The 10,709-nt window shown below is 71.0% G+C and carries 13 protein-coding genes, 1 pseudogene and 1 riboswitch; of the genes and pseudogenes, 3 read left to right on the top strand and 11 right to left on the bottom strand.

All coding sequences use genetic code 11. The annotated features are described in order from the left end of the window. Nucleotides 1–379: pseudogene (locus CON77_RS13235) on the bottom strand (biotin/lipoyl-binding protein); the annotation flags it as partial. A gap of 164 nt (nucleotides 380–543) precedes the next feature. Between CON77_RS13235 and CON77_RS13230 the strand changes: the two are divergent. Further along, nucleotides 544–1,179, top strand: coding sequence for a TetR family transcriptional regulator (locus CON77_RS13230; protein WP_101049877.1), 636 nt, complete (start codon nucleotides 544–546; stop codon nucleotides 1,177–1,179). A 12-nt stretch (nucleotides 1,180–1,191) separates the two neighbouring features. On the opposite strand, the gene CON77_RS13225 is transcribed toward CON77_RS13230, so the two are convergent. The 8 genes from CON77_RS13225 to metX all read right to left on the bottom strand — a co-directional run bounded on the left by CON77_RS13225 (nucleotide 1,192) and on the right by metX (nucleotide 7,935). Continuing rightward, a complete protein-coding gene (locus CON77_RS13225) occupies nucleotides 1,192–1,443 on the bottom strand; it encodes a hypothetical protein (RefSeq protein ID WP_101049875.1) in 252 nt (83 codons plus the stop codon). A 30-nt stretch (nucleotides 1,444–1,473) separates the two neighbouring features. Further along, nucleotides 1,474–1,647 carry a hypothetical protein gene (locus tag CON77_RS15220; RefSeq protein WP_157826961.1) on the bottom strand — a complete coding sequence of 58 codons (174 nt, stop codon included), beginning with the start codon at nucleotides 1,645–1,647 and terminating at the stop codon, nucleotides 1,474–1,476. 106 nt (nucleotides 1,648–1,753) lie between these two features. Then, nucleotides 1,754–2,755: an XdhC family protein gene (locus CON77_RS13220; RefSeq protein ID WP_101049873.1), complete on the bottom strand. Its 1,002-nt coding sequence runs from the start codon at nucleotides 2,753–2,755 to the stop codon at nucleotides 1,754–1,756. Nucleotides 2,756–2,765: 10 nt separating this feature from the next. Further along, nucleotides 2,766–4,928, bottom strand: a complete 2,163-nt coding sequence (locus CON77_RS13215; RefSeq protein WP_101049871.1) for a xanthine dehydrogenase family protein molybdopterin-binding subunit — start codon at nucleotides 4,926–4,928, stop codon at nucleotides 2,766–2,768. After that, nucleotides 4,925–5,398 (bottom strand): (2Fe-2S)-binding protein, encoded by a 474-nt coding sequence (locus CON77_RS13210; protein ID WP_101049869.1) that lies wholly within the window; start codon nucleotides 5,396–5,398, stop codon nucleotides 4,925–4,927. The genes CON77_RS13215 and CON77_RS13210 overlap by 4 nt, the downstream gene beginning before the upstream one ends. A gap of 166 nt (nucleotides 5,399–5,564) precedes the next feature. Further along, complete coding sequence (locus CON77_RS13205; protein WP_101049867.1) at nucleotides 5,565–6,209, bottom strand: nucleotidyltransferase family protein; 645 nt, start codon at nucleotides 6,207–6,209, stop codon at nucleotides 5,565–5,567. Then, the gene (gene metW / locus CON77_RS13200; protein ID WP_101049865.1) at nucleotides 6,158–6,742 is read right to left on the bottom strand and encodes a methionine biosynthesis protein MetW; all 585 of its coding nucleotides are present in this window, start codon (nucleotides 6,740–6,742) and stop codon (nucleotides 6,158–6,160) included. The genes CON77_RS13205 and metW overlap by 52 nt, the downstream gene beginning before the upstream one ends. Then, nucleotides 6,739–7,935 (bottom strand): homoserine O-succinyltransferase MetX, encoded by a 1,197-nt coding sequence (metX, locus tag CON77_RS13195; protein WP_101049882.1) that lies wholly within the window; start codon nucleotides 7,933–7,935, stop codon nucleotides 6,739–6,741. The genes metW and metX overlap by 4 nt, the downstream gene beginning before the upstream one ends. A gap of 77 nt (nucleotides 7,936–8,012) precedes the next feature. Further along, a riboswitch (SAM riboswitch) is annotated at nucleotides 8,013–8,090 on the bottom strand. 68 nt (nucleotides 8,091–8,158) lie between these two features. Between metX and CON77_RS13190 the strand changes: the two genes are divergently transcribed. Together CON77_RS13190 and rbp are read left to right on the top strand one after the other, a co-directional pair. Further along, nucleotides 8,159–8,989 carry a formate/nitrite transporter family protein gene (locus tag CON77_RS13190; RefSeq protein WP_101049863.1) on the top strand — a complete coding sequence of 277 codons (831 nt, stop codon included), beginning with the start codon at nucleotides 8,159–8,161 and terminating at the stop codon, nucleotides 8,987–8,989. Nucleotides 8,990–9,281: 292 nt separating this feature from the next. Next, nucleotides 9,282–9,668, top strand: a complete 387-nt coding sequence (gene rbp, locus CON77_RS13185) for an RNA-binding regulator (protein ID WP_101049861.1) — start codon at nucleotides 9,282–9,284, stop codon at nucleotides 9,666–9,668. A 94-nt stretch (nucleotides 9,669–9,762) separates the two neighbouring features. Here rbp and lptC read toward each other — a convergent pair whose 3' ends face one another. Together lptC and CON77_RS13175 are read right to left on the bottom strand one after the other, a co-directional pair. Next, nucleotides 9,763–10,416 carry an LPS export ABC transporter periplasmic protein LptC gene (lptC, locus tag CON77_RS13180; RefSeq protein ID WP_232788539.1) on the bottom strand — a complete coding sequence of 218 codons (654 nt, stop codon included), beginning with the start codon at nucleotides 10,414–10,416 and terminating at the stop codon, nucleotides 9,763–9,765. Further along, nucleotides 10,413–10,709, bottom strand: a 297-nt coding sequence (locus CON77_RS13175) for an HAD hydrolase family protein (protein WP_157826959.1), incomplete at its 5' end; no start/stop codon positions are given. The genes CON77_RS13175 and lptC, both read right to left, overlap by 4 nt.

The following is a 10,709-nucleotide window of genomic DNA, read 5'->3' as shown; positions in this document are numbered from 1 at the left end:
GGGCCTGGGCACGTTGCGCTTCGGCCTTGGCCTGCTGGGCGCGGGCACTGGCCAGGGCCGCTTCGTAGGGCGCCGGGTCGATGCGGAACAGCGCCGCGCCGGCCGACACGTCGGCGCCTTCGCGGAACAGGCGCTGCTGCAGGATGCCGGTGGCCCGGGCCCGTACCTGGGCCACGCGCGAGGCCTCCAGGCGGCCGGGCAACTCGGTGTTCAGGGCCACCACGCCGGGGGTCACCGTGACGACCCCGACCTCGGCCGGGGGCGACGTGCCGCCGGGACCTTGGGCGGCGGGTTTGCCGCAGGCGGCCAGGGCAAGGGCCAGGCCCAGTCCGGCGGCGAGCCGCCAGGGGCGCAAAGCCCCGCCCGGCGGTGTGGTCATGTCGTGGTGAGCGGCGTGGGGATCGGCCATGGAAAACCTCGGAGGTGGGGCCTGGCCTCAGGGCATACCCTGGGCACGGCGGACGAACGAAAGAGGTAATATACATACAAACCTGAATGTATGCATGTCGTTTTGGTAAAGATGCGACATCGCCCCTGACTGCCATGGCCCGAAAAACCAAAGCCGAAGCCGAACAGACCCGCCACAAGCTGCTGGACGCGGCGGAGCAGCTGTTTCTGGCGCGCGGGGTTTCGCGCACCTCGTTGCAGGACATCGCCACGGCCGCCGGCACCACGCGCGGCGCCGTGTACTGGCATTTCCAGGACAAGGCCGACCTGTTCAACGCCATGCTGCAGCGCGTGACGCTGCCGTTGGAGCAGGCCCTGCACGCCGCGGCCGAGCCGCCCCCGGTTGGGGTGTCGCCCCTGCGCGGGCTGTACGACACCTTGATGGCCGCGCTGCACGCCACCGCGCACGACCCGCAGACCGGGCGCGTGTTCGAGATCGCCACCCACAAGGTCGAGTACGTGGCCGAGTTGCAGGCGGTGGCCCAGCGCCGCATGGAGGTGATGAACGAGATGCGGCAGCAGATCCAGCGCGTGCTGGCGCTGACGGCCGAGCGCCTGGGGCGGCCCCTGCCCATGTCCCCAGCCCAGGCCGCCCTGGGGTTGAACGTGCTGGTCGACGGCCTGATCATCAACTGGCTGATCGACCGTTCCGCCTTCGACCTGGAAGCCGCCGGCGCACAGACCCTGCGCAACTACCTGCGCGGGTTGGAGCTGGAAGACGCGCTGGCCTGAGCCGCGCGGGCGTCAGGCGGTGGGCTCGGTGCCTTCGCTGCCGGGGTCGGTCAGGACATCCAACAGGGCGCCGGTCGGGTCGCTGGCCGAGTCGGCGTCGGGGGCGGTGGCGCCCGGGGCCGTTTCCAGCGGGGCCTCGGGTGGGGCCTCTGCCAGCGGCGGCGCTTCCGGCTCGGCCGCCGGTGCGGTGGCCGGGCTGTCGGCCGGCGGAACCAGTGCCTGGGTGTCGGTGTAGCGCGCCAGGTTGCGGGCGACGCGGTCCATCGCTTGGCTCTGGCCGGCGCTGCGACCGGTTTAGCCCAGGGTCTCGAACTTGGCCAGCACCCGCTCCAGGCCGGGCGGTATCTTCACGCTCGGGGTCGGTTCGGCCGGCACCTCGGCGGGCGTGTTGCGTTCGGCCCGCGCGGCGGGGCCGGTTTTGGCCGGTTCGCGCGCGACCGCGGCCATCGGGTTGCTCGGAATTTTCATGCGGCGCTCCTCGTGCCCGGACGGCGGGCAGCGTGAACCACTGTATGCCCGGCCCGCCGGGCGCGATGCGCCGAACAAGCGGCCCAATGGCCGGCAATTGGGCGCTTCAGGCCGTGGCGCAGACGGTGCCCGAGGCCGACCAGTCGGCCAGCGGCTGCGACAGGTCCACGCCCCGTCGCCGCGCCGTCAGTTCGGCCGCGATGCTGAGGGCGATTTCCGGTGGCGTCAGCCCGCCCAGCCGCAGCCCGACCGGGCCGCGCAGGCGCGCCGCTTCCTCGGGGGTCACGTCGAAGGCCAGCAGGCGCTCGCGCCGGCGTTCGTTGTTCGGGCGCGAACCCATGGCCCCGACGTAGTAGGCAGGTGTGCGCAGCGCCTCCATCAGGGCCAGGTCGTCCAGCTTGGGGTCGTGCGTCAGGGCCACCACGGCGCTGTGGGCGTCCAGGTTCATCGCCAGCACCAGGTCGTCGGGCATGGCGCTGGACAGCGTCACGCCCGGCAGCGCGTCCCAGCCTTCGTGGTACTCGGTGCGTGGCTCGCACACGGTCACCTGGTGGTCCAGCATCACCGCCATGCTGGCCAGGTAGCGCGACAACTGCCCGCCGCCGATGATGAGCAGCCGCCAGCGCGGCCCGTGTACCGTGGCCAGGTGCTGGCCGTCGAATTCCACCCGGTCGCCGGCGTGGGCCGGACCCAGCCGCACCAGACCGGTGGTCAGGTCCAGTTCGCGGCGGGTCTGGCGGTGCGCGGCGGTGGCGGTCAGCAGTTCGCGCAGTTGCGACTGCGGCCCCAGCGGTTCCAGCACCACCTGCACCGTGCCACCGCAAGGCAGGCCGAAGCGGCGCACCTCGTCGGCGGTCTGGCCGTAGGTGGTCACCTCGGGGCGGCGCAGCGCCAGTTCGCCCGCCGCCACCCGGCGTATCAGGTCGTCCTCGATGCAGCCGCCCGACACCGATCCGGCCACCTGGCCGTCGTCGCGGATCACCATCAGCGAGCCCGGCGGGCGCGGGGCCGAGCCCCAGGTGCGCACCACCGTGCCCAGCACCACGCGGTGGCCCCGCTCCAGCCACGCCAGCGCGGTCTGGAGCACCTCGATGTCGAGGCTGTTCATGGCCGGCGCGTCAGACTTGCGGGAACGGCAGGCTGCGCACCCGCTGGCCGGTCAGGCGGGCGACGGCGTTGGCCACCGCTGGCGCCACCGGCGGCAGGCCGACTTCGCCAATGCCGCCCGGGTGGTGGTCGGTCATCAGCACCTTCACCTCCACCAGCGGGGTTTCGTTGGCGCGCAGCACGCGGTAGCGGTCCAGGTTGGTCTGCTGGGGCACGCCGCCCTGGAAGTCCATGCGCTCGTGCAGCAGGGCCGACAGGCCAAAGATCACCGAGCCCTCGATCTGCGCGCGCACGTTGCGCGGCTGCAGCGCGTGGCCGCAGTCCACCGCCGACCAGACCTTGTGTACCTTGGGCCGCCCCTGTTCGATCGACACCTGCACCACCATGCCGCAGAAGGTGTTCCAAGCGTCGGAAAACGCCAGGCCCAGCGCGTGGCCTTTGGGCAGCTTGGCCTTGCCCCAGCCCGACATGCGGCCCACCTCGCGCAGCACCGCCTGGGCGCGCGGCTGCTTGTGCAACAGCTGCAGGCGGTAGTCCAGCGGGTCGGCCTGCACGCCGTGGGCCACCTCGTCCACCAGCGTTTCGATGGCGAACTTGGTGTAGCCCGGCCCCACGCCGCGCCAGAAGCCGGCCTGGATGCCGCGCTCCTCGATCAGGAACTGCACCCGGTGGCCCGGGATGTCGTAGGTGATCTCCGAGCCCTCCATCACCGGCGCGTCCTTGCCGCCCGAGGCCTTGAAGGCCGGCGGCACCACCCGCGCGTAAATGCCCTCGGACACCACGCGGTGCAGCAGGCCCACCAGCTTGCCCTGCGCGTCCACGCCGGCCACCAGGTGCTGGCCGGTCAGCGGGCGGTACTTGTCGTGGGTCATGTCGTCTTCGCGGGTCCAGATCACCTGCACCGGCGTGCCGGGCACGGCCTTGGCCACCAGCGCGGCGTCGGCCGCGTAGTCGGCCTCCACCCGGCGGCCAAAACCGCCGCCCAGCAGGGTAATGTTGACCTTGATCTGTTCCGGCTTGAAGCCGCTGGCCGCCGCCACCGCTCCGGTCACGAAAGAGGCCGACTGCGCCGGCGCCCAGACCTCGATGCGGTCGCCGCTGAGGTGGGCGGTGCAGTTCATCGGCTCCAGGCAGATGTGGCTGACCATCTCGCTGGTGTAGGTGGCGGCGAAGGTTTTCACCGCGCCGGCCAGCTGCTGCCCGGCATCGCCGTGCTGGATGAAGTCCACCCCGGCGTCGTCGAGCTTCTGGGCGCGAGCCACGTACTCGGCCTTGACGCGGGCCGAGTCGTGGGCGCGGGCCTTGGCGGTCTGGGTCCAGGTCACCTGCAGGCGGTCGCGCGCGGTCTTGGCGGTGTGGAAGGAGTTGGCCACCACCGCCACGCCGTGCGGCAGGCGCACCACGTGCTTCACACCCGGCACCGCGCGGGCGGCGCTGTCGTCCACCGCCACCGGGGTTTCGCCCTGCACCGGTGCGCGCAAGATGGACGCCCACAGCATGCCCGGCAGGCGCACGTCGATGCCGTACTGGGCGCTGCCGTTGGATTTGGCCGCCACGTCCACCCGGTCCAGGTCCTGGCCGATCAGCTTGAACTGGGCCATGGGCTTGAGCATGGCTTTGTCCACCTTGGGCAGCTCGGCCGGGGTCTGCGCCACCTTGGCGATGTCGCCATAACCCATCTGCCGGCCCGAGGTGTGGACCACACGGCCGGCCTCGGTGCGCAGCTCGGCCGCGGGCACGCCCAGGGCCTGGGCCGCGGCGTTCACCAGCACCAGTCGCGCCTGCAGCCCGGCCAGGCGCACCGGCTCGTAGTAGCCCTGCACCGTGCGCGAGGCGCCGGTGGTCATGCCGCCGCCGAAGCGCGGGTTGCCAAAGCGCTTCGGGTCTGACGGCGCCTGTCGCACCGTCACGCGTGACCAGTCGAGGTCCATTTCCTCGGCCAGCAGCATGGGGATGGCGGTCATGGTGCCCTGGCCCATTTCCGAGGCGGGCGAATACAGGGTCACCTGGCCGTCGGTGTCGATGTTGACCCAGCCGTTGGGCGCGAAGCCACCGGGCGCGGCCGTCTGCGCCTGCGCCAGCTCGGCCTGACCCAGACCGAACGACAGGCCGATGGCCACGCCGCCGGAGCCCAGCAGAAAGCTGCGGCGGGAGAGTTGCGCGGTGGTGCTCATGCTTTCGCTCCGGTCAGGGTTTTCTGGGCGGTGGAGACGGCGGCGGCGATCTGGTTGTAAGTGCCGCAGCGGCAGACGTGGCCGCTCATCGCTTCCAGGATTTCGGCGCGGCTCAGCAATTTCTTGGTGCCCTGCACCACCTTGGCGGCGGTCATCAGCTGGCCGGACTGGCAGTAGCCGCACTGCGGTGCCTGCTCCTTCACCCAGGCCGCTTGCAGCGCCTGGCCGGTGGGGGTGGTCATCAGCCCTTCCACGGTGGTCACGCTGCGGCCGGCCACGGCGCTCAGCGGCAGCACGCAGGAGCGCGTTGGCTCGCCGTCCACGTGAACGGTGCAGGCGCCGCACTGGGCGATGCCGCAGCCGAACTTGGTGCCGGTGAGGTTGAGCTGTTCGCGCAGGGCCCACAGCAGTGGGGTGTCGGGCGCGGCGTTCACTGCCACGGCCTGGCCGTTGACTTTCAGTTGGATCATGTCTCGCTCCTCGGGTGGTTGTTGGGCGTTCGCCGCCCATGCACGGCGGATGTTATAGAAGGTAACCATGGCCGGTCCCCCGCCAGGCCATAGTTGACCCGGTTGTGGGTGTACGCGCCGTCGCTGGCGCGTCAGGGCGGGGTGGGCCAGTCCAGCCGTTCGCCGCTCAGGCCGGCCAGCCGGTCCAGGTCGGCCGGGGTGTCCACGTCCCAGACGAAGTGGGGCGTGGGCGCGGGCCAGTGGTGCACCCGCGCGGGGTGCTGGGCCAGCCACTGCGGGCCGCCGGCGCCAGCGGGCAGGGCGCCCAGTTCGGCGCAGGCCAGCGGGCTAACACCCGCGGGTGGCCGGGCTGGCCGCCGTGGCTGGGCAGCACGCAGTCGGTGTCCGGGGGGCGCTGGGCGTAGGCGTCGGCCAGGGCGCGCAGGTCGGCCGCGTCGATCCAGGGGTGGTCGCCCAGCGCCACCAGCACGCCGCCGTGGCCCGGGGGCAGCGCCGCCAGTCCCAGCCGCAGCGAATCCGCCGGGGCGGCCTGCGGGTCGGGGTTGAGCACCCGGATCACGGGCCAGCCCTCCAGCGCCGCCCCAACGGCCGCTGCGTGGTGGCCCAGCACCGCCACCACCGGGCCCACGCCCGCCGCCTGCAGGGCGCGCAGCAGGTGGTGCAGCAGCGGCGTGCCGCCGCGCCGCAGCAGGCATTTGGGCCGGTGGCCCAGGCGGGCCCCGGCCCCGGCCAGCAGCAGCACCGCCGCCAGCGCCACGCTCAGCCCTGGGCCAGCTTGAACACTGCCGTGCTGGCGCGCAGGTTGGGCCACAGCCGCACCTCGCGCCCGTCCTCCAAGCCGAAGCTGTCGGTCACGCGCAGGCCCAGGCGCTGCGCCAGCACCTCGAAATCGGCGTAGGTGCCCACGCGGATGTTGGGCGTGTCGTACCACTGGTAGGGCAGCCGCTTGGTCACGGGCATGCGGCCCTGCAGCACGCTCAGGCGGTTGGGCCAGTGCGCGAAGTTGGGGAAGGCGACGATGGCCTGGCGCCCCACGCGCGCCGTTTCGCGCAACATGGTTTCGGCGTTGCGCAGGTGCTGCAGCGTGTCGATCTGCAGCACCAGGTCGAAGCTGTTGTCGCCGAACATGGCCAGGCCGTCTTCCAGGTTCAGCTGCAGCACGTTGATGCCGCGCTGCAGCCCGGCGTGCACCTTGGCGTCGTCGATTTCCACGCCGTAGCCGGTGCAGCCGCGCGTGTCGCGCAGGTGGGCCAGCAGCGTGCCGTCGCCACAGCCCAGGTCGAGGACGCGGGCGCCCTGCGGCACCAGCCGCGCCAGGGATTCGAGGATCAGGCGGTCGGTCATGCGCGGCCTCCGGCGGGCAGGTCGCGGGCCACCTGCTGGGTGAAATAGGCGCGCACCGCGGCGTGGTAGCGCGGGTCGTCCAGCAAAAAGGCGTCGTGGCCGTGCGGCGCGTCGATTTCGGCGTAGCTCACGTCGCGCCGGTTGTCGAGCAGGGCCTTGACGATCTCGCGGCTGCGCGCCGGCGAAAAACGCCAGTCGGTGGTGAAGCTCACCAGCAAAAACTTCGCCCGGGCCTGGGCCAGCGCCGCGCTCAGGTCGCCGCCGTGGGCGCGTGCCGGATCGAAGTAGTCCAGCGCCCGGGTGATGAGCAGGTAGGTGTTGGCGTCGAAGTACTCGCTGAACTTGTCGCCTTGGTGGCGCAGGTAGCTCTCGATCTGGAACTCCACCTCCTGCGTGGTGTAGCGGTAAGCCAGGCGCTCCACCGCCGCCACGTCGCCGGCTTGTGCCGCGTCGGCCAGGGGCTTGAGCTGGCGGCCGAACTTCTCGTTCATCACGTCGTCGCTCAGGTAGGTGATGTGGCCGATCATGCGCGCGATGCGCAGGCCGCGCCGCGGCAGGGTGCCGTGGCGCAGGTAGTGGCCGCCGTGGAAGTCGGGGTCGGTGACGATGGCGCGGCGCGCCACCTCGTTGAAGGCGATGTTCTCGGCCGTCAGGTTGGGCGCGCTGGCCACCACCACGGCGTGGCGCACGCGGTCGGGGTATTGCAGGGTCCAGCTCAAGGTCTGCATGCCACCCAGGCTGCCGCCCAGCACCGCCGCCAGTTGGGCAATGCCCAACGCGTCCAGCAGCCGCGCCTGGGCGTTGACCCAGTCCTCCACCGTTACCACGGGAAAGTCGGCGCCCCAGGGCTCGCCTGTGGCGGGGTGGGGGTGGGTCGGGCCGGTGCTGCCGAAGCAGGAGCCCAGGTTGTTCACGCCGATGACGAAGAAACGGTCGGTGTCCACCGGTTTGCCGGGGCCGATCAGGTTGTCCCACCAGCCCTCGCTGCGGGGCAGGGGCTGGCCGTTCGCGTCGGCGTGGCGGCCGGCCACGTGGTGGCTGGCGTTGAGCGCGTGGCACACCAGCACCGCGTTGGAGCGGTCGGCATTGAGCGTGCCGTAGGTCTCGTAAACAAGTTCGTAGCCCGGCAGCACCGCCCCGCTTTGCAGCGGCAGCGGCGTGTCGAAACGCATGCGTTGTGGTGTGACGATCACGTGCTTCACCCCGGGGGGCGTGCCCCCACAAAAAAACCCGGCGCCGCCAAACCGTCGAACCAAGCAAGAAGACGGGTGCGGGACCGGGTGTCTCCTCTTTAGCGGCATTTTTAATGCGCCCGCAATTCCGGAATCAAATCGGCGCAGCACTAGTATAAATTCAAGCGGCCCGGCTGTGCAGGGGCGCCGTGTCCGGCGCCGGCGTCCGGGGCAGGAGGGTGCAATGTCGGAGATCTACGGTTCGGACGCCTACGCGCCGCGCGAAGTGGCGCGGCGCGTGGCCGAGGTGGGCGTGGCCAAGGCCCGCCTGCCGTTCTTGTCGCTGGTGTTGTTGGGCCTGCTGGCCGGCGCTTTCATCGGTCTGGGGGCCTTGGGTTTTGTGTTGGTCAAGTCCGACCCGACTCTGGGCTTTGCCGCGGCCCAGGTGCTGGGCGGTGTGGTGTTTTCGCTTGGGCTGCTGCTGGTGGTGGTGGCCGGGGCCGAACTGTTCACCGGCAACAACCTGATCGTCATGGCCTGGGCCGATGGCCAGGTCAGCAGCACCGAGTTGCTGCGCAACTGGGCGGTGGTGGGCTTGGCCAACCTGGCGGGTGCGGCGGGGCTGGCGCTGCTGGTGTACGCCAGCGGCCACCCGTCCCTCAACGGCGGGGCCGTGGGACAGACGGTGGTCAAGATCGCCCTGGCCAAGCAGGCCTTGCCCTGGGACGAGGCCCTGCTGCGCGGCGTGCTGTGCAACCTGCTGGTCTGCATGGCGGTGTGGATGGCCATGGCCGGGCGCAGCGTGGTGGACAAGGCAGTGGCCATCGTGTTCCCCATTGGGGCCTTCGTGGCGGCGGGGTTCGAGCACAGCATCGCCAACATGTACCTGATGCCGCTGGCCTGGCTGTTGCAGCACGGCGGCGCGGTGCCGGTGGACGGCGCCTGGGTGACCGTGGCCGGCATGTTGGGCAACTGGTTGCCGGTGATCGCTGGCAACCTGCTGGGGGGCAGTGTGCTGGTGGGGCTGACCTACCACGTCATCTACCAGCGGGGCCGCCCGGCCGAGCCGAAGTGAGTCGGTGGCCGGAGCGCCGGCGTGGGGGTTGTTGTTGTCTCGCAACGTCCCATGCACCAAAAACAGGAAAAACCCGCGGTTGTGGCGCCGGTCCATGGGGGTTTGTCGGGATTCGTCGAAAAAAACACACCGCTGTCAAACTTGGCAGCGCATAATGGTTGCGCGCACAAGTCAAGCGTGCGCAGTCAGGTGATCGGTCAGTTTCGCGTGCCACTGCAGCCAAGTCAAGCGGTTACGTCGTGCCCACGGGGCTCCATCGCTGGTTTTTATTGTGTTTTTCAGGAGTCCCTCGATGGGCAACAAACTGTACGTCGGCAACCTGCCGTACACCGTTCGCGACGAAGATCTGCAGCAGGCTTTCGGTGCCTTTGGCAACGTGAACAGCGCCAAGGTCATGATGGAGCGCGACACCGGCCGTTCCAAAGGCTTCGGTTTCGTGGAAATGGGCAGCGACGCTGAAGCCCAGTCCGCCATCCAGGGCATGAACGGTCAGTCGCTGGGCGGTCGCAGCCTGGTGGTGAACGAAGCCCGTCCGATGGAGCCGCGCCCGCCCCGCACCGGCGGTTTCGGCGGTGGCCGCCGTGACGGCGGTGGCTTCGGTGGCGGCAACGAAGGCGGCTTCCGCAGCCCCTACGGCGGTGGTCGTCGCGAAGGCGGCGGTGGCCGCGGCGGTTACTGATCGCTGAGGCTGTTGCACCGGGCCTGCCCGGTGCGCTGCAAAAAACCCGGCTTGGCCGGGTTTTTTTGTGTCTGTCGCTTGTGGCCCGCGCGCTTCAGGGCCGCGGTGCCAGGGTGGCCCGCACCCGGCCTTGCAAGTCGGCAAGCCGTTGGCGGTCGTCGTAGCGCAGGGTGTCGGCGGTGATGCGGTCGTCGCCGCGCCGCAGTTGCACCGGCCGGTCGGCGGTGATGAGGTCGCGGGCATCGTCCACGGTCAGGGCCTCGCCCTGGAACTCCAGGGAGGGGGTGCCCGCCGAGGCGGGGCTGTCGCGGACCACCTGCACCGCGCCCCGGAGCTGGTACACCGACTGGTCGGCGTTGCTGCCCAGCCATTCGCTGCGCAACGTTGTCAGGCGGCCTTGGGCGTTGTAAGTGCGGGCCCGGGCCTCGTCCACTTCCAGGCTGCGGGTGTCGGGGTAGTGGCGCAGCTCGCGGCCACGCAGTTCGTTCAGCAGTTGGCCGTCGGCGGCGAAACTGCGCACGGCGAAGCGCTGCATGAAGTAGTCGGGCTCGTGCGAGGGCGGGCGGGCTTCGACCGGGGCGGCGGGGGCCGGGGCGTTGCGCACCAACCAGTAGCTGCCCAGGGCCAGCAGGCCCATCAACAGCACCGGCAGGTAGACGGAGAGGCGGTCGAGCAGCCGCGCCCACCAGCGCGGCGGCGGGGTGACCAGGGCCGGTCCCGTGGCAGAGAGGGGGGGCAGCGGGGTCACGCGGCGGCTTCTTCCAGCAGGCGGGCGTAGTGGCCGCTGGCCACCAACAGCAGGTCGCACAGTTCTCGCCCGGCGCCCTGGCCGCCCGCGGCCCGGGTGACGTGGTGGGCCACCGCCAGCACCTCGGCCTGGGCCGCCGGCGGCGCGGCGGCGAAGGCACAGCGGCGCAGCACCGGCAGATCCGGCCAGTCGTCGCCGATGGCGGCGGCCTGCGACCAGTCCAGCCCCAGCTCGGCCAGGATGGCCTCGGCCGCGGGGCGCTTGTCTTCGGTGCCGTAGCGCACGTGGGTCAC

The organism is Macromonas nakdongensis, assembly GCF_002837145.1.
Lineage (GTDB): Bacteria > Pseudomonadota > Gammaproteobacteria > Burkholderiales > Burkholderiaceae_C > Macromonas_B > Macromonas_B nakdongensis.
This window is presented reverse-complemented; position numbering and strand designations above follow the sequence as displayed.